The sequence below is a fragment of the Dellaglioa sp. CoH-56-MRSF-12 genome (assembly GCF_056782075.1).
In genome coordinates, this window is sequence record NZ_JBXAYD010000001.1 from 298,977 (window position 1) to 319,119 (window position 20,143).

Genomic DNA, 20,143 nt, shown 5'->3' on the forward strand with positions numbered 1-20,143 from the left:
TTTAGATTTTATCATCATCGTGATGATTGAAATATTCAACTTTAACTGAATTGTCATCAACGATTAACTTAGTTACACTACCGTTTTTAGGGCTCATTGTAATATCAATTTCGGGTGCAAAATGAGAAACGATACTTCTGATTGTTGTCCCATGACTGACAACTAAAACGTTATCGCCATCTTTAGCATCTTTACGCAATAAATCAAAACCTTTATTACGACGTGCCCAAAAATCGGCATCGTCTTCAGCATCATGGAAAGGATCGATTTCTTTGAAGAAGTCACGTGCCTCTTCAATTGAAAATTTTTGCAAAATCTCAGTGAAATTAGCAGCGCCATGTGGCTTACCAACAACAAACCAAGCTTGAGAAGAATCGGCACCTTCATAGTAACCATAGCCTTGCTCTCTAAGAAACTCAGATGTTGTAACAATTAAATCTGAAGAGTTTTCATTTTCAGATAAAATGTAGTTAGCTGTACGATTTGCGCGGGTTGTATCACTACTGTATGCATTAGCAAACTGAATTTGTGATAATTTTTTTCCAGTAGTGTGGCCGTCGTTAATGCCTTTTTCTGTAAGTGGTGAATCGGACCAACCTTGCATCCGATTATATTTATTGAAAATGGTTTGACCATGGCGAACGAGATAGACTGTAAATGGCATGAGAACCTCCTGAAGTTTATGTGATAGCCCCATTATACGCTAAAGAAAACGATTATTCTAAAAAGCTTATCCTAGAATTTAGCATCAAGTTTTTTTCTAAGTAAAAATTTCGTAAGTTGTACTAACCCAGCTAAGACCACTGGAAGTAATGCTATCCCGGCAATTGAAAGGAAAATAATAGAAAAATGATCCTTAACAAATGGAATTGCGCCGAAGTAGTAACCGACGCCACTTCCAATGGCTACCCAAAGTGAGACGCCAATTAAGTTGAAAATACTAAAATGTCTGTAATTCATTTGAATAGTACCAGAAATAAGTGGCACAAAAGTTCTAATTAATGGGATAAAGCGTCCAAATACGACTGTTTTTGCACCATGTTTTTTGAAAAAACTTTTGGCGATTTCCATCTTTTCAGGGGGGATTCTTTTTTTAAAGAAAGGTAATTTATTTAAATGTCGACCAATTTCAAAATTCACGGCATCTCCAGAGAGTGCGGCAAAAAAGAATATTGGGACTAATACCCGAATATCAATGGTATCTGTTGAGTAGGCGGCAATGGAACTAGTGAAAAAGAGTAGCGACTCACCAGGTAGAAAAGGAAAAACAACAAGACCTGTTTCGGCAAAGATAAGTACAAAAAGAATTAAGTAACTCCAGTTACCTAAAGTCTGGAAAAGAGGTCCTAAATAATTTTCGAAATGGGTGAAGAAAAACCAAGCTTGTTCGAACATTGTCAGGCCCTCCAATCGTTTTAGTCTTACTCATTATATTAAACTGAAATTAAAAAAAAGGCTATTATTTTAACTGATATTTAGCTTTTATTAAGATTTGTCTCACTATAAGAGGTCACCAGTGTTAAACAGGTTTCGATACTGGTATACTAGATATATTAAATTTTTGGAGGTCAATATGACTAGACACACTTTAATTGCAGGAATGACAACTTTAATTGGTCTAATTATTGGGATTGTGATAAGTAAAATTGCTGTCGCAACATTAATTGGATTAGCTGTTGGAATCGTAGTTGACCAATTCCTACCAAATAAGAAATAAGTTCAATTAGTTGCCTATTTGAGTTGATTATAAAAAAATGATACACTATTAGGCCTAATAAAATCATGTAAAGTGGGGTATTGAGAAATGGCTGATGAAATTAAAATCGAAGAACAAGCACATCTTGATGATGTTATTGTTAAAATAAAAGATGCTGAAGTTAAACGTCAAAATGAAATAAAGTACGCTGAAAGTGAAGCACGATCGATTAATGGCGAATTTACAAGTGATGTTCATATCAATACGACAACATACACTGGAATGATTGATACAGCAATGTCTGTTCGTCAGCAACAACAGTTATTAGCTGAACGTGAAACGAGTTGGAAAAACGCAACTTCTCGTTTAGACATTTTAAAGAAATTAGAAAAGAAACCTTATTTTGCACGTTTAAACATTCAAGAAGGAACTAATAAAAAAGAAACAATCTATATTGGCTTGGGCTCTTTTGCTGATCGACCTGAACACTTTATGGTTTATGATTGGCGTGCACCCATATCGAGTGTTTATTACGATGGCGGACTAGGTGATGTCACTTACCAAACTCCTGATGGTGATCAAACAGTAGATGTTTCATTGAAACGTCAATTCGTAATTGAAGATGGCCAAATTGAAACGATATTTGATACTGATGAAGCTGTTGGTGATCAGATGTTATTAGACGTCTTGAATGATTCTGCTGATACAAAGATGAAGAGTATCGTAACGACGATTCAGAAGGAACAAAATCAAATTATTCGAGATGTAAAAGCTGAATTATTATTTGTTCAAGGTGCAGCTGGTTCGGGTAAAACCTCAGCTGTATTACAACGTGTGGCTTACTTGCTGTACCGTTACCGCGGTAATTTAACAGCTAGTCAAGTTGTTTTATTCTCACCTAATCAATTATTTAATGATTATATTGATCAAGTGTTGCCAGAACTTGGTGAACAAAATATGGTTCAAATGACTTATTTCCAATATGCATCAAGACGTTTACCAAATATGCAAGTTGAAACGTTACAAGAACGCTTTGAAGAAGACAATGCGCCTGCTAAAAAACGTATTCAAGTTCTGAAAAATAGTTTGGCATTCTTTAATGCCTCAACTGCTTATTCAGAACATTTGGAACAAGCAGACATGAAGTTCAGAGATATTAAATTCAATAATGAAGTCTTTATTTCAAAAGATAAAATAAAAGGTATCTACTATAAATATAATGAAAATTATCATTTACGGACAAGATTAGAAGCAACACGTGAATCATTAGTTAAATTATTGAATCGTCGAATTGAAGCTGAGGCTAAGTTAGAATGGGTTGAAAAAGCAATTCAAGATATGTCTAAAGAACAATTGAATGATTTGTATGGAGACCAAGACCGCGAATTTGCAAGCGGTGATAAAGAAATGCGTTTCTTAACGCGTACTTTAGTTATGCGCCAATTTACAAGTGTGCACAGAGCAATTGTGCGCAATCGATTCTTAAATATCAGTTCACAATATGTGAACTTTTTACACAATGTGCCTAAGTATCTTAATTTGAGTGACTATAATGTTACTGTAGAAGAATGGCAAGCAGATGTGGCTGAAGTTGTGTCACGTTTAAAAAATCGTCAAATATCGATGCATGACGTTACGCCATACTTATACTTATTTGATCGTATGACGGGTAAGCATGGTGAAACAGATGTCCGTTACGTCTTTATTGATGAAATTCAAGACTACACGGCATTTCAATTAGCTTTCTTGAAGGAAGGGTTCCCAAGAGCTAAGTTTACACTGCTTGGTGATTTAAACCAGGCTATTTTCACAAAAGAAAATAGTAAGAGTTTACTATCAGAATTGGGACATTTATTCCCAGCTGATAAAACCAAAGTCGTGCAATTGACGAAATCATATCGTTCAACACAACAAATCACAGATTTCACAAAAGAAGTGTTGATAAATGGTGAATCAGTGACGTCATTTAACCGACAAGGTGACTTACCCACAATGACTGTGGATAATAATTCTGATAAATTAGTTCACGATTTAGAAAAACAAGTACAACAAAATGTGGATGATCATCTAACAACGGCAATCATCGCTAAATCATTAGCTGAATGTACAGAATTGTATGAACAATTACAAGCCGAGGGCGTGCCAGTTACATTGATTAAAACGGAAAATCAACGTTTGGCCGATGGAACGATTATTGTGCCAGCTTTCCTAGCTAAAGGTTTGGAATTTGATGCGGTTGTTATGTGGGGCGCTTCAAAGATTAACTATCATGAAGAAGACGAGCGTCAATTAGTTTATACGATTTGTTCAAGAGCAATGCATCGACTAACTGTTTATGCTGAAAAAGAATTATCACCATTATTTGACCATGTTTCAAAAAGTTTATATAGTTTAAAATAAGCTATGGAAGAAATGACCTATTGCGGAAACTGATAGGTCATTTTTATTAGAGGATTGTTAAAATGGATAAACAAATGAATTATTATAAAATTCCAAGGGATGAATGGCGTGGCTTTTATAAAACGAAACAGATTGATTTGTCACAACAAAAATTGAATGAAATTCAATCTGTTAATGATAAGATATCAGTTCAAGATGTGCAGGAAATTTACATGCCATTGGTTCATTTATTAAATATGACATTGTTGGGTAAGCAAGATTTGCAATCAAAAAAAGCAGATTTTCTAGGAATTAAAGATCAAAAATGGCCTTTTGTGATTGGAATTACGGGTAGTGTTGCAGTGGGTAAAAGTACAACGGCACGTTTGTTGCAATTATTACTCACAGCGTTATACCCAACAAAAAAGGTTCAAGCAATTACAACGGATGGCTTTTTATATCCTAATGAAACACTAATTCACCAGAATATCTTGGACCGTAAAGGTTTTCCAGAAAGTTATGACATGGAAAAACTAATTCTATTTTTAAACGACGTGAAAAGTGGTCTGAAAACTGAAGCACCAGTATATTCACATGATAGTTATGATATTGTACCTGGAATGGTACAAACAATTAATCAACCAGATATTTTGATTGTTGAAGGGATTAATGTTTTACAATTACCAAGTAACCAACAATTGTATGTTAGTGATTTCTTTGATTATTCAATTTATGTTGATGCTGATGCTGACTTAATTGAAAAATGGTATTTGGAACGTTTTGGTGTTCTTTTGAACACCTCTTTTCAGAAACCTGGAAATTACTATTATGATTATGCGATTGGTAACCACGATGAAGCATTTAAGTTGGCACGTAATGTCTGGAAAACCGTGAATTTAAAGAACTTACAAGAGTTCATTTTACCAACCAGAAATCGTGCTGATCTTATTTTAGAGAAGACAGATGAGCATCGAATTAATACCGTTTATTTACGCAAATATTAGAAAATAGAGATATTTTCACAGATTTTCATGAAAATTAAATCAAACGATTGACCAAGTGGGTTTCAATCAGTAGAATAGACGTAATAAGAAACTAAAAAATATGAAGAGGTGACTATTTTTGGCCAACGTTAGCATGCAAGATTTCGACAAAATTATCGTTCTTGATTTTGGTAGTCAATATAATCAATTAATTACTCGTCGTGTACGTGAATTCGGAATTTATTCTGAATTGTTATCACACAAGATTAGTGCAGCCGAAATAAAAGAGATTGCCCCTAAAGGTATCATTTTTTCTGGTGGCCCAAATAGTGTTTATGATGAAGATGCACTCAGAGTAGATCCTGAAATCTTTGAATTAGGTATTCCTATCTTAGGTATCTGTTACGGTATGCAACTAATGGCATATACAATGCCAGGTGGTAAAGTTGAAAGTGCAGATAACAAAGAATATGGTAAGGCTGAAATTGAGGTTACTAATCCAGAAGGAACTTTATTCAAAGGATTACCAGCTGAACAAACAGTTTGGATGAGTCATGGTGACTTAGTAACAGAAGTTCCTGATGGTTTTACATCAGTTGCAACTTCTGTTAACTGTCCTATTTCTGCAATGCAAAATCTTGATAAGAAATTCTATGGCCTTCAATTCCATACTGAAGTTCGCAACACTGAATTTGGGGATGACATTTTACGTCGTTTCGCATTTGATGTTTGTGAAGCTGAAAGTAACTGGTCAATGGCTGATTTTATTGATTTACAAATTGCTAAAATCCGCGAAACTGTTGGTGATAAAAAAGTCCTTCTTGGTTTATCAGGTGGGGTTGATTCTTCAGTTGTTGGTGTTTTATTGCACAAAGCAATTGGTAACCAACTAACAAGTATTTTCGTTGATCATGGTTTACTTCGTAAAAATGAAGCTGATCAAGTTATGGAAATGCTTGGCGGTAAATTTGGCTTGAATATCATTAAAGTTGATGCTCAAGAACGTTTCTTAGGTAAATTAGAAGGAATTTCTGATCCTGAAACGAAACGTAAAACAATTGGTAATGAATTCATCCGTGTCTTTGATGATGAAGCTACTAAGTTAAAAGGAATTGACTTCTTGGCTCAAGGAACACTTTACACTGATGTGATTGAATCTGGGACAGATACTGCCCAAACAATTAAATCTCATCATAATGTTGGTGGCCTTCCTGATGATATGCAATTTAGCTTAATCGAACCATTGCGAACATTATTCAAAGATGAAGTTCGTGAACTTGGCGAAAAAATGGGTATGAGTGAAGAATTAGTATGGCGTCAACCATTCCCAGGCCCTGGTCTTGGAATTCGTGTTCTTGGTGAAATTACTGAAGAAAAATTAACAATCGTTAGAGATAGTGATTTAATTTTACGTGAAGAAATTAAAAATGCTGGTCTTGATCGTGAAATCTGGCAATACTTTACTGTCTTACCGGGCATTAGAAGTGTTGGTGTGATGGGCGATGGACGTACTTATGACTACACAGTTGGTATCCGTGGTGTTACTTCAATTGATGGTATGACTGCTGATTTTGCTAGAATCCCTTGGGATGTCTTACAAAAAATCTCAGTCCGTATTGTAAACGAAGTCGCACATGTTAACCGCATCGTGTATGATATTACGAGCAAGCCGCCTTCAACAATCGAATGGGAATAGCGATGTAGGCCAATTTGAGCTAGAAAGAGTGATACAGAGGCATTTTGGATTTGCTCAAGGCAGCTCAAACTCCGCCAACTCCGCCAAAAAAATATGGTGCTCCGCCGAAACTCCGCCTAATTATGGTGGACAATCAATCGAAAACTCATTTAAGACTGCTAGAACTTACTTGGTTCTGGTGGCCTTTTTTAGTCTGGCGGAAAAATGAACTTGCGAGAATACACAGTAGAGTGCTTGGTATTTATGGGCTTAGGATATATAATTAAATAAGTTATTAATACTGTGGGGGGAAAGGCATTGGAGTCAGAAAATTTTGAATTACTGGAAAACACAGATATTACAACTTTCTTGATTGACCGACCGTGGATAACTTACCGAACAAATGCAGATCTTGACGCTCTGGGATCCAGATTTGGTTCTCCAAATCCAGAAGGTTCAAACAGATTACGCCGAATGAGTTCGATAATCAGTGCAACTCATGCAAATGATCGAACGGCTTCTTTATTATCGTTTCTATTTTCACCAGCACAGTTGCGACCGGTGATTAATGAGTATCTTTCTGGAAGTCAGTTTTCGCAACTGAAGGAAATTGATAACTTTATTCTGGAAGGCCTTACTGGTGATGAATCTAAGGACATCCTGATTGTAGCAGACGCAATTAAGCAGCGCGTAATCAGAGAGATAAACGCCATTCTTCTCTACAGCAACTTAAAACTCGTATCTAGTGGTAATTCGTGGGAAATTATCGCAGCAGATGAGAATGTAAAAGTCCTCGTGCCGATCAAGAGGATCAATTCAGGATACATTTCAGAGTTGTTGGCGCAGGGACAAGATGACTTGCAGGATAATGATTTTGACAGCGTAGTTACAAAGGCTAGAACACTTATCGAAGAGGTGTTTCTTCAAATATTGTCCGATAACGACGTAAAGTGTAAGCGTAATGGCGATATTGGTCAATATCGTAATTTGGTGGTTAAAACATTGGGAATGAGACCTTCTCGGGAGTGGAATCCACGTATTACGAAAATGATTAGTCACTTAAATGGAATCACCGATTTAATCGCAGAAATGCGCAATAAAGATGGCGATGCACATGCTAGCAATGAACGAGTAAAAATTCAGGCAGCAGAGGCGGAACTACTACTCAATACGTCTGTTAGTCTGGCTACCTACTATCTCAGAGTCAATGACAGACATGTACAGAGATAAAATAATAAATTGGAGTAATGAACGTGAAAAAGCAAACAAACAGTAACCTTCATGTATCACGTGCTGGAAAAACAGATGAGTTTTATACTAATATTTCAATGATTGAAAACGAGCTACGCCATTATCGTGAGTATTTCAAGGATAAGGTTGTGTTTTGTAATTGTGATGATCCAGCCATCAGTAATTTCTGGAAATACTTTCAGATTAACTTTTACATGTTAGGCCTAAAAAAACTAATATCTACGCACTATGAATCCGACAAACCCAGTTATAAATTGGAAATAATTAGACAAGATGACAAGATTGGACAACTTGCATTTTTACCGGATTACGTTGAAACACCACTAACTGGAGATGGCGATTTTCGAAGTCCGGAAGCAATTCAGTTACTTAAAGAAGCCGATATTGTCGTAACCAATCCCCCTTTCAGTCTATTTACTGATTACATCGCACAGTTAAGAGCTTTTCACAAAACATTCCTAGTGATTGGTAATCTCAACGCAATTACCTATAAAGAGGTACTGCCTTTAATTATGGCCAACGAAATTTGGCTAGGGTACAATTCTGGACACTTTTGGTTTAAGGTACCTGAAAGCTATGAGGCGAAGAAAACGGATTTCAAGATTGATGAAAATGGACAAAAATGGCGGAGAATGGGAAACATTTGCTGGTATACCAACTTAGATACGACACAACGTCACGAAAAGCTGACAATCTTCAAGAACTATTCTCCAGAGATATATCCAAAATATGATAACTATGATGCCATTGAGGTATCCCGTGTTGCGGATATTCCTTGTGACTACTTTGGTGTCATTGGTGTGCCAATTACTTACATGACGCGGTACAATCCAGATCAGTTTGAAATTGTTGATGTAAAAAGTTCAGGGCTTTTGTTGACTAAAAAAGATGGCACCGTTAAATCAATGTACAAGAGAGTGTTAATTCGCAACAAGGGAGGCCAAACGCATGCAAATTGAGAAAAAGGATATTCCAGTAAGCCAAATCGTAAACGGATATGTAGATTCCGATGAAGATGGTGTATATGGATATGACGGAAAATTAAATATTCGTCCGGCCTTTCAGCGTGAATTCGTCTACAAACCTAAGCAACGTGATGAAGTTATTAATACCGTCCGCAAGGGGTTCCCACTGAATGTTATGTATTGGGTTGTTGCAGAAGATGGACACTATGAAATTTTAGATGGACAGCAGCGAACAATCTCAATATGTCAATTTGTACAGGGTGATTACTCCATCAATTTCCAGTACTTTCACACGCTCACACAGGAAGAACAGCAGCAAATATTGGACTATCCTCTGACGGTTTATATTTGTACTGGTACAGATCGAGAAAAATTGGATTGGTTCAAAGTGATCAATACTGTTGGGGAACAGCTTACTGCACAAGAACTTAGAAATGCAATCTATACGGGGCCATGGTTGACAGATGCCAAGAAGTACTTTTCGAAATCACAGTGTCCCGCATATCAGATTGGCGGCGACTATTTAAATGGTTCTGCTATTCGACAAGACTTTTTGGAAACCACACTCAAGTGGATCTCGTCGAAACAGGATATTGAGCTTGAGGAGTACATGGCGCAGCACCAGCACGATGAAACGGCAATCGAACTGTGGCTATACTTTCAAAACGTAATTAATTGGACAACCTCTATTTTTCCTAACTATCGTAAGCTGATGAAGGGGATTGAATGGGGGTTTCTATACGATACTTATCATGAGAATACGTATAATCCGGCTACGCTCGAAGCTAGAGTTAGCGAGCTGATAGAGGACGAGGATGTTACCAAGCAGAAGGGGATATTTGAGTACGTGCTTGGCGGGCCAGAGCGCGTATTATCAATTCGGGCATTTAAGCCTAAGGACAAGCGAGCAGCATACGCAAAACAGAATGGAATCTGTCCGGTATGCGGCAAGCATTTTGAGTACGACGAGATGGAGGGCGATCATATTACTCCTTGGTCTCAAGGTGGGCATACAGTACTCTCCAATTTGCAAATGCTGTGCAAAGACGACAATCGAAAAAAATCCGGAGTATAATGCCAAGGAGCTAATATGGTACGAATAGATATGAGCACTGTAGCCGCGAGGGAAAAAGCATTCGGCGAATATGGAGATACGGTCTGGTTTATCTACAGGGTGTTTTCAGAAAGACTCAAGCGGCGTATGAAGGAGCAGGGCGTATCCAAATATCAAACTGCTGGGTTCAAGAATGCAAAAGAGTATAATGAGGCTCCAAGTTACCAACACGAAGTAAGTTATTCGATGGTTGACTCCATAACCGCACCTATTCCCCGATTGGATACGCGTCAGAATCCTTATCTAGTGCCTTCTTCCAAGTACTATCTACGATTTGTAGATACCTTGAATTTTAAGGATGTGTATGAGTGCATTTGGGGGTCTAATTATGAAATTAGAAACTATCTGCCTAATGTATTTGAGTCAGTGTGTAATGAAGCGCAATTCCAAAATAACCGACTAGGTAGCCTTATTAATGATATAAAGCAGACACAGCCTCTTAGGATTCCGAACAATACGATTCAACAAATATATGAAGGAATAAAAAGCGACTTGCTGAATGAGTGGGACAAATTCACAAGAGTTCGGAATCAAGAAACGAAAATAGCGACAGTAATTGACTTCGAAAGTAGTGCTGATAACGAAAGCATTGCCGCAGGAATCCCACTAATAGATAAGATTGATTCTGGCGGTGTCTCGAGAGAAGGGTTAGGTGAGGTTCTCGAACTTAAGCAACTTGGTGAACCATTAAAAAGATTTGTTGATTATCGGGTAACACCGCTGATAATGAATCGGTTTCTCCAACAAATATCAAAATAGTCACTTAGGGCGAAGTTTTAAAAACTTCGCCTTTTTTGATACACATCTTTTCCGATACGTCAATACCCGGTTTTTCGGGTGTCAAGACATTGGCGAAGCCTGATATATATATTGGGCGTAATTGAAGATAAGATGTAGTCAATCAAAGGCCTTTGATAAAAGTTAGTCTATTAAAACTGTGTTGGATGTTTATCCAGAAAAGGAGAAATGCATGAAACTAGCCAAGGTCAAACTTTCAGAAGTTGAAATTAGCAACGTTGAGAAGCCAAAAGCAGCTCGCGTGGTATCGGTATCAAAAAGTCCGCGCTACGCAGATAACGGTGATCCAATCAACGGATCGGTCGCAAAGGTAGTATGCCACATAGTAGATGCTGAACTTGCCAAAACATTGGAGAAATCTGGCGACGGGGTAGAGGACTTAAAGACGTATGCACTGGAACTTGTTGGGGATGAGAAGGATCTGCTGGAAATTTCTGAGGCAGAACTTTTGGGCACAGAGATTGAATTGAAAGACGCCAAGGTAATGCTTAAGTGGAGCGCGGGGCGTACTAGTGGCTGGCGTGACGTGAAGCTTGTTATGAATATTAGCGATGGGAAGTAGGCGTAGGTATGAGTGAAAAAAAGAAGCTATCTGTTTGGGCGTACTTGAATGAAGCTCAATATTGTCTCACGAACCGTGACGCATTCGATGTTAAAAGAATTGAGTCTTTGATTGCAGCTGCGTACAGAATTTTTACCGGCCAGCAAGTAGGAGACTTTGAAGAGGAGTTCTTGAATGATAAAAAACGCAAGGGAAACAATTAGCAGATTTTTGCCAGTCTCTACGCATACTGCGAAGCTGAGCATCTATGAATCCATTGATGAGGTTGATCAACGCAAGCAGGTACGGTCAAGATTATTGTTTAAGGTCTGGGCATGTGTTACAGTGCTAATCATTCTCTGGAGCTGCGCTAAGTGGACGTGGGCTAAAATAATTGGCCAAAAATCGGAATTAGATCTATGGCCAATTATCCTGATGCTTGGACTACTTGGAGTAGTTGTGTCTCTTGCTGGGGCTTGGAGATATCTCCACAGTAGATATTCGCCAGTTGAACGTTGGAAGATGGAACGTTTGCTTTGGCAATTTTCGGAAAACGTTAATTTGATTAAGCAAGGCGTGACTGGCCATGTCGCATACGTAAGATGGGGATATGTGGTCTCGAATGATGAAGTTAAGATCACGCTACTAACGGGTGGCCGTGTCAGCTCGGATTTCGAAGCGGATATTGGACGCCGCCTGGTTGCATTCCTCACCAAGGAGACGACAGCTTACTGGGAAATTCGTGATAAGAAGTCTGGAAACGGCATTATCGAAATTAACCTAACTCACAATAAGGATGAGCGAATTACAATCAACCGTTTGGACGCGTTGCAGACAAGCGAAAAGATCAATATTCAATTGACTGGCAGAATGTCGCTAACATCTAAACAGCCGATGGGGTTGATAGTCGGTCCAACAGGAACGGGGAAAACTAGTTTGCTAAAGGGCCTGATTATATCCTTCTTGGTAAATAATCCCGATAATGTCGTGTATACGATCGATGGTAAGGCAGCGTTCTTGGGTCAGTCGATGAAGCGTATTGGTAAGGTTGCCATGAATACGGAAGAGGCAATTCAGCTCGTTGACGAATTGTGCAAAATCATGGATCAGCGATACAAGGAGCTAAATGCAGATCCCGATGATGAGCGGGATATTACGCATTGCGAAAAATTTCATCAGGGTACGATTCTCCTTGTTGTCGATGAGCTACTGTCGCTGGTTGCAAACATGAAGGCTGAGGATCAGCAGAGGAAAACAGCCGACAAACTATATCCCCAATTCAACGCCAAACTGTTGTCCTTGATTACAAAGGGACGGCAGAGTTCTATCTCGGTTATTGTAGCGGGGCAAATGATGCCTGCGTCTGCGCTCCCAACAGAGGCCAGGAGTTCGCTAGGGATGCGGATCAGCTTAGGTAGAACGTCGCCTCAGCAAGCTCAGGAGGTGTTTGGAGAGAGTCACCATGATTTACCGTTAATTGATGCAAAAGAATTTGGTGGTGTCATTTGGCTGGATGGTTTGAATTGGGATGGGCCAAAAGCATTTTTACCGCCAAAATATGATGAAGATAAACTGCCGTTTAAAGCAACACTTACAATGCTTGCTGGTAGGCGTGGCGGTGGCGGAACGCCACAAGCTGCGACTGCCAGCGAGGACTTGCCTGTTACTTGACATACAGGCAAGATAAGCTGAAAAAATGAGCAAGAATAGCGGTGAGTATGAGTACAACGCCAAAGTTATTACATTTGAAGATCATATCGAAATTGTGAAATATGGCGTGCCAAGGGTTCACAAATCTCCAAAATTATTGAAAAATCCAGAGTCGAATATGCCTATAAATGTGTCATATAGTGATGAAACCCAACTCGTGCAGCAGGCATTTAGGATTAAGAGAAAGGTGAAATACTATCTAGAGGCAAATTCGTTCAATTTGTTTTGGACGCTTACGTTTGATGACTCGAAGGTGAATGCAAAGAACTATGAGTATGCACGAAGGCGGCTGCGTGCTTGGTTGAAGTATCAGCGCGAAAAGTTCGGTAGGTTTGACTACCTATTTATTCCTGAACTTCATCCTTCATCGGGTAGAATTCATTTTCATGGCGTTACTGGCGGACTTGCCCCACCTTTAACGCCTGCACGTTACCCCAAGAGTCAGCGGCTAATTAAGAAAAAGGGATTGCAGATATACAATGCAGATAGCTGGGAAAAGGGTTTTAGTACGGTAAGCCATATTGCCGACAAGCGTAAGGCAGCTAACTATATTACCAAATATATAACTAAAGAACTTCTACAAATACCGCACGCATATCATCAACCACGGTACTTTGTGAGCCATGGACTAAAGCAGCCGACTGTGGATTACTGGGATCTAGATGAAAGTTATTTCGCAATTTTTAGACCGAATTTTGTTGTTGGGCACTTGGACAGCCCAGATAGTGCGCTGGAAACAGATGTAGCAATTTACCAGATTGATATTACGAGCGATGGCAAGTTAGCGCAGGACAACGATATAAAGACCGTCTGGAAACTAAAAAATACGGTCGATTTTGGGAATGGAGGAGGCCCTTGAATGGAAAACAACACGGTTACGAAGAAAGACCTGATATCGCTTGGTTATCGTGAGAATACTGCTGCTGAATTAATTAGACAAGCAAAGCGGAGCATGGTACAACAAGGATATGAGTTTTATACCAATCGGCGCCTAGGTCGGGTACCGGTTGCAGCGGTTGAGGCAATTATTGGAGCATCCATTCGAAAGGATGCAGACGATGCCAAAGACTAAGTTCGCTGGTGTATACAGTGGCCAAAATGGCCGCTACTACTATGATATACAGTTGGGGGTGGATGAAAGTACCGGAAAAAGAATCCGGAAAAAGAGTCAAAAAGACGCGGATGGCCAGTTGTTCAAGTCAGCGACTGCTGCGCACAGGGAAGTTGTACGACTGAAAGCAGAATTTGATCGCGAGAGCGGCCATACCGTCTATGCGTTAACCTATGGCGTGTACATGCGAAAATCGTATATTCCTGCATACCAAGCTAGCGTACAAAAAGAAACGTTTGAAACGCGTAAGACTTCATTAAACGTCTTCGTACAAAAATTTGGAGATATAGAATTACGAAAGCTAGATGTTAGGCAGGTTCAGGGCTTTAGGAACTGGCTGCTTACAGATGCTGGTTACTCACAGAGCTATGCAAGTTTGGTCTTTGGTATGTTTCGTAAATCGCTGGATTTTGCGGTTGAGATGAATTACTTACCTAGTAATGTGTCAAAGCGTGTTAAGGCGATACCTAAGGGACGTGCTACGGTGCCGTATTGGACTAAGAGTGAGTTTCAAGCTGTACTAAACCAGATTTGTACTAGCGACTACTACGAACACCTGAACTTTGTCATGCTGTATGTTTACTTTATGACGGGTGTTCGTGTTAATGAGGGGATGGCGCTACAATGGGCGGACGTGGACTTCACGCATGCACAATTACGCGTTACTCACATGCTGGTAATCAAGACCAAACAAAATTGGGAACGGCATGACTACACTAAAACTGATAGCGGTTTGAGAACTATCTCCATAGATCGGGATACTTTGAAGGTGCTCCGTGTTTGGAAAAAACGTCAAACTCAGAATGGTTTTGGTAAGCAGGATGATTTTGTCTTTAGCTATGACGGAAGCCCGATGCTGAAATCAACGCTCATGCGGATAATCCATCGGTACGCCAAGTTGGCCAATGTTCACCCGATACAAGGGAAAGGACTTCGGCATAGTCATGCTAGTTACTTGATTAATGAGTTCAATGTATCAGTGCTTGTTCTGTCTAAACGGCTGGGGCACTCATCCCCGGAAATTACGTTAAGGCACTATGCGCACATGTATGTTGGTGCAGATAAGGAACTAGCACAGATGATGTCAGGTCATATAACCTATGCAGCACCAAAGGAATCTAAGGTGAAGTTTAATGGTAATCAGACTGTTGCTCCGCCGCAGCTCCGCCAATGAATAATAAACTGGCATAAATGCCGTTGTAACAACGATTGTAATCGACCGTTATAATTGAATGGGAATAAGCTTAAAAATGATAATCCTTTAGTATAAGGATTATTTTTTTTGCATGAAAGTAATCACAATCGTTTAAATAATTTTGAATCCTTGATTTAATGATGGATAATGATAAGCTAACAGTAAGATTGATATAAAAGGAGATTAACTATGATTTGGTTATGGATACATTTGATTACTTGGGTTGTGATAGCGGTTCTAGTGGCGCTCACAATTTTTACAAATACTAATACAAAAATTTATCAAATGATTACGAGACTGGGATATTTGATTTCAATTGCTAGTGGTATTATGTTGCTAGGGTACGCATGGCAAGGAAATCCAATTTTAACGGCCATTAAATTAGTTGTTGCCTTAATATTTATTGGACTAACTGAAATGACCTTTGCACGAAAAAATAAAAAGCAATTAAATAAAAGTATCATCTACGCGGTAGGCATCTGTTGCCTATGTGTGGGTGTTTTAGGATTAATGCTCGCAGGTGGAAGACCTTTTATTTAGACAATAAAATACTACATAATATTTAGGCGAAAATCTAAGTATTATGCGGTGTTTTTATTTTAAACAATTTAAATAAAATGCATTTAATCGATATAATTCTATTTGCTGAGCACTCTAACTTGACTGTGACGTAACAAGATAGTATATATTTATGTATATTGTAAATGTATAAAAAATACTTAATGGGGGTTAATTATTATGAAATCAGTTGTTGTAAAAAAATCAGGTGGCCCAGAAGTACTGGAAATTGTCGAACGCTCAATTCCAAATCCAACTCAAAATAAAACAGTTATAAAGATTCATGCTTTTCCAGTACACCGTTATGAGGTGCTAACTAGAGAAGGTGGATCACCTTCAGTTAAATTTCCGAGAGTAATAGGTGTTGAAGCTGTTGGTGAGGTCTATGAGCCTTCACAGGAAAGTAACTTAGAAAAAGGACAAAAGGTCGTAATTTTTATGGGTGGCCTTGGGCGTGAATTTGATGGTAGTTATCAAGAATATGCTTTAGTTCCTGATAATATCATTTATCCTGTAACATTCAATGGAACTTGGATAGAGTTAGCCAGTTATCCTGAAACTTTCTATACTGCTTTTGGGGCTTTAAAAGCAACACGATTTAAGGAAGGTCAATCTTTATTAATTCGTGGTGGAACTACTGGAGTTGGAATGGCTGCGTTATTGTTAGGAAAGGGATTTGGACTTTCTGTATCTAGTACAACAAGGCAAAACAACCGTAAAGAGTTGCTATATACTTTAGGAGCTAATGAAGTCATATTAGATCAAGATAATCATATTGAAACAAGTAACAAATTTGATGTGATAATTGACGTGGTAGGTACTACAACTGTAGAGGATTCCTTAGCACATCTTAAAACAGGAGGGTTTTACACGTTAGTTGGTCAATTGAGTGGGGAATGGTTATGGAAAGACTTTGACCCGTTCATCAACTTGGCGAATAAGTACGCGACAGTTTTTGATTCATCTAATGTTGATAGTTCTATGGTTAATGAGTTGTTTAATATTATTAATGAAAAACAGTTTCACTTTCCGATTTCTAAAGTTTTTAAACTAGATGATATTCAAGACGCTCATCGCTATTTGATGGAAAAAGACCGTCCAATCGGACAGGTTATTGTTACTAACGACTAGAGTGTCAGATTGAATTATTTAACTAATCTAAAAAAGTAGTTTCTAAGTTTCCAATATTTGGGTTCACTTCACATCTTTAGGTAACTTGTCTTCGGTATTAAACCGGAGGAAGGTTGCCTAATTTTTTTTCTTGTCTATTCAATCTTTTCATTCAAAATGGCAAACTCAAGCCAGCCGTATTTTGAGGAACCAGTTTTAATAAGGGTGTCGCCAGAATTAAGCTGCCATAAATAGTCTGCGGTTTTTAACTTATTTTTTTGACAGAATGATTTTAGTTTAGTTAATCCTTGATGGATACCAGCTTCATTGTTTTCCACTAAAATACATGCGTAATTACCTGCATGTTTTTCCATGATTGGGATAAAAACGTCATGATCATCTGTAAGTTTTTCTTTGATAACTCTAAAAGACGCTTCAGCGTAACCGATTGGATTATCAACAGCCAATGTTGTAAAAAATCCAGATTGTGTTGTATCCATAACAGCTAATGCGTCTAATTGTTTATAGAATTCTGAAAATAATTGAGCGACTTCTTCCTCAGTACAACCTACGGATTGACGAGAACACCAAAAAATTGTTTTCATTCGGTTTTCTATCTTGGGCTGATATAGGGTAGTGTCCTTAGTAACAGATTGTTCTTCAATTTTTTTGTTGATAACATTTTTAATTTTAACTAATTCGTCAATCTTTTTATCAATTTTACCTTGAGCATTCAGTAATTGAGGTGTTGGTACGCCTTTTGAATGGATTTTAATTTCCTTGATATCAGCTACTGAAATATCTAAACTACGTAAACCAAGTATAAATAGCAAATCGTATAATTGGTCATAATCATAATAACGATAACCAGATTCGTTTTTTTGGGCAGGTTTAAAAATATTTTCTTGGTCATAAAAGATTAATGTACGGCGAGTTGTGTTAGCTAATTTGGCCATCTCACTTATTTTTAACATATAAGGCTCCTTTATTGTCTGTAACGTAACGGTACAGTGTATGATTAAGTATAACATGAAAAAATTCAGACTTAAAAGAAAGGTGGTTTGATCAATGAAACAGGAATCTCTTTTCTCTAATCAACCTCAAAATTCACCATTAGCCAGTCGAGTTCGACCACGAAAATTAGAAGAATTTGTTGGTCAACAGAATCTACTTGGCCCTAACAAAATATTACGAGAAATTATTGAAAGTGATCAAGTTCCTTCAATGATTTTTTGGGGTCCACCTGGTGTTGGTAAAACAACTTTAGCCGAAATTATAGCAAGTAAAACTGAATCTAATTTTTTAAGCTTTAGTGCAGTTGATAGTAGTATTAGTAAGATAAAAAAAATTATGAAACAAGCGGAGTTAGATTGTGAAATTGGTCAAAAAACCATTGTTTTCGTCGATGAAATACATCGCTTTAATAAAGCACAACAAGATGCATTTTTGCCTTATGTTGAAAGAGGTAGTATTACTTTAATCGGTGCTACAACTGAAAATCCGTCTTTTGAAGTGAATTCAGCGTTATTATCCCGGTGTAAAGTATTTGTACTGCATGCGCTTAAACAGGCAGATATTGTTGTATTAATCGAAAACGCGCTCAGCAACCCGGACGGATTTGAAGAACAAACAATCCACATTAGTTCTGATGAAATTCAAGCGATTGCTAATTTTGCAGATGGTGATGCCAGAATGGCATTAAATACCTTGGAAATGGCAGTTCTGAATGGTGAAAAAGCTGATAATATCGTTACGGTGACGATGGATAATTTAAGCCAATTGATTAATAAAAGATTTGTCCGTTATGATAAAAATGGGGAAGAACACTATAATATAATTTCAGCTTTGCACAAATCGATGCGTAATAGTGATGTCGATGCTGCTATTTATTGGCTGTCCCGAATGCTAGAAGGCGGAGAAGACCCGATATATATAGCACGGCGACTTGTTCGATTTGCAAGTGAAGATATCGGGTTAGCAGATACGAATGCACTCAATGTGACAATTAATGTTTTTCAGGCATGCCAATTCATTGGTATGCCTGAATGTGATGTTCACTTAGTGGAAGCAGTAACCTACTTGTCTCTGGCACCTAAATCAAATGCCGTTTATAAGGCAAGATTAGCTGCAGCTAAAGATGTTAAAACCACGGCCAATGATCCCGTACCATTACAAATACGTAATGCGCCTACCAAATTAATGAAAGATCTAGGGTACGGTAAAGGGTACGAATTAGCTCATTATGCCAAAGATAAGTTAACGACTATGAGTACCATGCCACCTTCCGTAGCAGGACATCGATATTATAAACCAACCAGCGAAGGTAAGGAACGACGTTTTAAAGAGCGTTTAGCCCAAATAAAAGCATGGCACCAAATAAATGGATAGAATAAATAGAAAGTATTTTTGAGATGAGAATACTTCAGACGTAGACAAAGTACTGAGTAATCAGTACTTTGTTTTTTTATATAGGTTGAATGTATTACTTAAGCGTCTTACAACGAAAGTGGATACGAGAAAAACGATTAGTAAAGAGGAGGCATACTAATGGCTAACAATGGGATACCTAGCATAAACGAAGTCGGCATGTTACCAAATTTATTTTTAGTGATTAAATTTCAAGATGGCGTGACTAAGTATGTACGGAGTGAGATAAATAAAAGTGAGATGGAAAGTTTCAAATCGGGAGCAAAGAATAAACTTGGATTTTTAAAATTGACGCCAAAAAATTATTGGATTGGGAATGACATTGTCATTAAAGTGGATAATCATTTTAAAGTGAACGATAAGATCTATGATGGTAATGATATTTATAGGAACGGCAAAGATTCTTATTAATTAAGAGATTCTTTTAAAATATAATCGTTTATTAATTGTATCTACAAAATTAATAAAGGGCCATCTAGATAGTTGCTTCTCTAAAAGTGCTTATCCAGATGGTTCTTTTATTTAGCTATTCATATAGTTCAGATAAATTGGAAAAAGGTGCTATAATAAAATGTCTTTAGTAGTATTTAAACGATTTGTAGAGTAATCTAACTCATTAATTTTAAAAAA

Annotated in this window: 21 protein-coding genes; 18 read left to right on the forward strand and 3 right to left on the reverse strand. The window is 37.9% G+C overall.

Translation table 11 applies throughout. The features are described from left to right. Position 1: 1 nt before the first annotated feature. Entirely contained in the window at positions 2-664 is a 663-nt protein-coding gene (locus tag AC1RPY_RS01400; RefSeq protein WP_481760915.1) for a histidine phosphatase family protein, read from the reverse strand. Positions 665-735: 71 nt separating this feature from the next. Then, on the reverse strand, positions 736-1,395 hold the full coding sequence (locus tag AC1RPY_RS01405; protein ID WP_481760914.1) for a VTT domain-containing protein: 660 nt from the start codon (positions 1,393-1,395) through the stop codon (positions 736-738). Positions 1,396-1,573: 178 nt separating this feature from the next. Between AC1RPY_RS01405 and AC1RPY_RS01410 the strand changes: the two genes are divergently transcribed. From AC1RPY_RS01410 to AC1RPY_RS01485, 16 genes are all read left to right on the forward strand, one after another. Then, a complete protein-coding gene (locus AC1RPY_RS01410) occupies positions 1,574-1,717 on the forward strand; it encodes a hypothetical protein (RefSeq protein ID WP_481760913.1) in 144 nt (47 codons plus the stop codon). An 87-nt stretch (positions 1,718-1,804) separates the two neighbouring features. Beyond that, positions 1,805-4,096, forward strand: coding sequence for an RNA polymerase recycling motor HelD (gene helD / locus AC1RPY_RS01415; RefSeq protein ID WP_481760912.1), 2,292 nt, complete (start codon positions 1,805-1,807; stop codon positions 4,094-4,096). Positions 4,097-4,158: 62 nt separating this feature from the next. Beyond that, on the forward strand, positions 4,159-5,079 hold the full coding sequence (coaA, locus tag AC1RPY_RS01420; protein WP_481760911.1) for a type I pantothenate kinase: 921 nt from the start codon (positions 4,159-4,161) through the stop codon (positions 5,077-5,079). Between the two features lie 133 nt (positions 5,080-5,212). Beyond that, a complete protein-coding gene (gene guaA, locus AC1RPY_RS01425) occupies positions 5,213-6,754 on the forward strand; it encodes a glutamine-hydrolyzing GMP synthase (protein WP_481761138.1) in 1,542 nt (513 codons plus the stop codon). A 297-nt stretch (positions 6,755-7,051) separates the two neighbouring features. After that, positions 7,052-7,963 (forward strand): abortive infection family protein, encoded by a 912-nt coding sequence (locus AC1RPY_RS01430; RefSeq protein WP_481760910.1) that lies wholly within the window; start codon positions 7,052-7,054, stop codon positions 7,961-7,963. 17 nt (positions 7,964-7,980) lie between these two features. Then, positions 7,981-8,943, forward strand: a complete 963-nt coding sequence (locus AC1RPY_RS01435; RefSeq protein ID WP_481760909.1) for an adenine-specific methyltransferase EcoRI family protein — start codon at positions 7,981-7,983, stop codon at positions 8,941-8,943. Next, positions 8,933-10,024 (forward strand): GmrSD restriction endonuclease domain-containing protein, encoded by a 1,092-nt coding sequence (locus AC1RPY_RS01440; RefSeq protein ID WP_003588255.1) that lies wholly within the window; start codon positions 8,933-8,935, stop codon positions 10,022-10,024. Before AC1RPY_RS01435 ends, AC1RPY_RS01440 begins: the two co-directional genes overlap by 11 nt. A 15-nt stretch (positions 10,025-10,039) precedes the next feature. Then, complete coding sequence (locus AC1RPY_RS01445) at positions 10,040-10,822, forward strand: hypothetical protein (protein ID WP_481760908.1); 783 nt, start codon at positions 10,040-10,042, stop codon at positions 10,820-10,822. Positions 10,823-11,033: 211 nt separating this feature from the next. Further along, on the forward strand, positions 11,034-11,423 hold the full coding sequence (locus AC1RPY_RS01450; RefSeq protein WP_481760907.1) for a hypothetical protein: 390 nt from the start codon (positions 11,034-11,036) through the stop codon (positions 11,421-11,423). Between the two features lie 8 nt (positions 11,424-11,431). Next, positions 11,432-11,626, forward strand: a complete 195-nt coding sequence (locus AC1RPY_RS01455; protein ID WP_481760906.1) for a hypothetical protein — start codon at positions 11,432-11,434, stop codon at positions 11,624-11,626. Further along, on the forward strand, positions 11,598-13,073 hold the full coding sequence (locus AC1RPY_RS01460) for an FtsK/SpoIIIE domain-containing protein (RefSeq protein WP_481760905.1): 1,476 nt from the start codon (positions 11,598-11,600) through the stop codon (positions 13,071-13,073). Before AC1RPY_RS01455 ends, AC1RPY_RS01460 begins: the two co-directional genes overlap by 29 nt. A 25-nt stretch (positions 13,074-13,098) precedes the next feature. After that, entirely contained in the window at positions 13,099-13,971 is an 873-nt protein-coding gene (locus AC1RPY_RS01465) for a rolling circle replication-associated protein (RefSeq protein ID WP_481760904.1), read from the forward strand. Beyond that, positions 13,972-14,184 carry a DUF3173 domain-containing protein gene (locus AC1RPY_RS01470; protein WP_003599276.1) on the forward strand — a complete coding sequence of 71 codons (213 nt, stop codon included), beginning with the start codon at positions 13,972-13,974 and terminating at the stop codon, positions 14,182-14,184. Next, a complete protein-coding gene (locus tag AC1RPY_RS01475) occupies positions 14,171-15,397 on the forward strand; it encodes a tyrosine-type recombinase/integrase (protein WP_481760903.1) in 1,227 nt (408 codons plus the stop codon). Before AC1RPY_RS01470 ends, AC1RPY_RS01475 begins: the two co-directional genes overlap by 14 nt. 210 nt (positions 15,398-15,607) lie before the next feature. Next, a complete protein-coding gene (locus AC1RPY_RS01480) occupies positions 15,608-15,958 on the forward strand; it encodes a YisL family protein (RefSeq protein WP_409021639.1) in 351 nt (116 codons plus the stop codon). 198 nt (positions 15,959-16,156) lie between these two features. Beyond that, the gene (locus AC1RPY_RS01485) at positions 16,157-17,107 is read left to right on the forward strand and encodes a zinc-binding dehydrogenase (protein ID WP_481760902.1); all 951 of its coding nucleotides are present in this window, start codon (positions 16,157-16,159) and stop codon (positions 17,105-17,107) included. Between the two features lie 134 nt (positions 17,108-17,241). On the opposite strand, the gene AC1RPY_RS01490 is transcribed toward AC1RPY_RS01485, so the two are convergent. Then, the gene (locus AC1RPY_RS01490) at positions 17,242-18,060 is read right to left on the reverse strand and encodes a MerR family transcriptional regulator (protein ID WP_481760901.1); all 819 of its coding nucleotides are present in this window, start codon (positions 18,058-18,060) and stop codon (positions 17,242-17,244) included. A 94-nt stretch (positions 18,061-18,154) separates the two neighbouring features. On the opposite strand from AC1RPY_RS01490, the gene AC1RPY_RS01495 reads away from it, so the two are divergent. After that, positions 18,155-19,474, forward strand: a complete 1,320-nt coding sequence (locus tag AC1RPY_RS01495; protein ID WP_481760900.1) for a replication-associated recombination protein A — start codon at positions 18,155-18,157, stop codon at positions 19,472-19,474. A gap of 159 nt (positions 19,475-19,633) precedes the next feature. Continuing rightward, entirely contained in the window at positions 19,634-19,924 is a 291-nt protein-coding gene (locus AC1RPY_RS01500; protein WP_481760899.1) for a hypothetical protein, read from the forward strand. The last annotated feature ends 219 nt before the right edge of the window (positions 19,925-20,143 follow it).

What these genes read in the sequence shown, in the direction of transcription:
- AC1RPY_RS01400 (WP_481760915.1), bottom strand. Translation starts at nt 664, where the DNA reads ATGCCATTTACAGTCTATCTCGTTCGCCATGGTCAAACCATTTTCAAT.
- AC1RPY_RS01405 (WP_481760914.1), bottom strand. Translation starts at nt 1,395, where the DNA reads ATGTTCGAACAAGCTTGGTTTTTCTTCACCCATTTCGAAAATTATTTA.
- AC1RPY_RS01410 (WP_481760913.1), top strand. Translation starts at nt 1,574, where the DNA reads ATGACTAGACACACTTTAATTGCAGGAATGACAACTTTAATTGGTCTA.
- helD (WP_481760912.1), top strand. Translation starts at nt 1,805, where the DNA reads ATGGCTGATGAAATTAAAATCGAAGAACAAGCACATCTTGATGATGTT.
- coaA (WP_481760911.1), top strand. Translation starts at nt 4,159, where the DNA reads ATGGATAAACAAATGAATTATTATAAAATTCCAAGGGATGAATGGCGT.
- guaA (WP_481761138.1), top strand. Translation starts at nt 5,213, where the DNA reads ATGCAAGATTTCGACAAAATTATCGTTCTTGATTTTGGTAGTCAATAT.
- AC1RPY_RS01435 (WP_481760909.1), top strand. Translation starts at nt 7,981, where the DNA reads ATGAACGTGAAAAAGCAAACAAACAGTAACCTTCATGTATCACGTGCT.
- AC1RPY_RS01440 (WP_003588255.1), top strand. Translation starts at nt 8,933, where the DNA reads ATGCAAATTGAGAAAAAGGATATTCCAGTAAGCCAAATCGTAAACGGA.
- AC1RPY_RS01445 (WP_481760908.1), top strand. Translation starts at nt 10,040, where the DNA reads ATGGTACGAATAGATATGAGCACTGTAGCCGCGAGGGAAAAAGCATTC.
- AC1RPY_RS01450 (WP_481760907.1), top strand. Translation starts at nt 11,034, where the DNA reads ATGAAACTAGCCAAGGTCAAACTTTCAGAAGTTGAAATTAGCAACGTT.
- AC1RPY_RS01455 (WP_481760906.1), top strand. Translation starts at nt 11,432, where the DNA reads ATGAGTGAAAAAAAGAAGCTATCTGTTTGGGCGTACTTGAATGAAGCT.
- AC1RPY_RS01460 (WP_481760905.1), top strand. Translation starts at nt 11,598, where the DNA reads ATGATAAAAAACGCAAGGGAAACAATTAGCAGATTTTTGCCAGTCTCT.
- AC1RPY_RS01465 (WP_481760904.1), top strand. Translation starts at nt 13,099, where the DNA reads ATGAGCAAGAATAGCGGTGAGTATGAGTACAACGCCAAAGTTATTACA.
- AC1RPY_RS01470 (WP_003599276.1), top strand. Translation starts at nt 13,972, where the DNA reads ATGGAAAACAACACGGTTACGAAGAAAGACCTGATATCGCTTGGTTAT.
- AC1RPY_RS01475 (WP_481760903.1), top strand. Translation starts at nt 14,171, where the DNA reads ATGCCAAAGACTAAGTTCGCTGGTGTATACAGTGGCCAAAATGGCCGC.
- AC1RPY_RS01480 (WP_409021639.1), top strand. Translation starts at nt 15,608, where the DNA reads ATGATTTGGTTATGGATACATTTGATTACTTGGGTTGTGATAGCGGTT.
- AC1RPY_RS01485 (WP_481760902.1), top strand. Translation starts at nt 16,157, where the DNA reads ATGAAATCAGTTGTTGTAAAAAAATCAGGTGGCCCAGAAGTACTGGAA.
- AC1RPY_RS01490 (WP_481760901.1), bottom strand. Translation starts at nt 18,060, where the DNA reads ATGTTAAAAATAAGTGAGATGGCCAAATTAGCTAACACAACTCGCCGT.
- AC1RPY_RS01495 (WP_481760900.1), top strand. Translation starts at nt 18,155, where the DNA reads ATGAAACAGGAATCTCTTTTCTCTAATCAACCTCAAAATTCACCATTA.
- AC1RPY_RS01500 (WP_481760899.1), top strand. Translation starts at nt 19,634, where the DNA reads ATGGCTAACAATGGGATACCTAGCATAAACGAAGTCGGCATGTTACCA.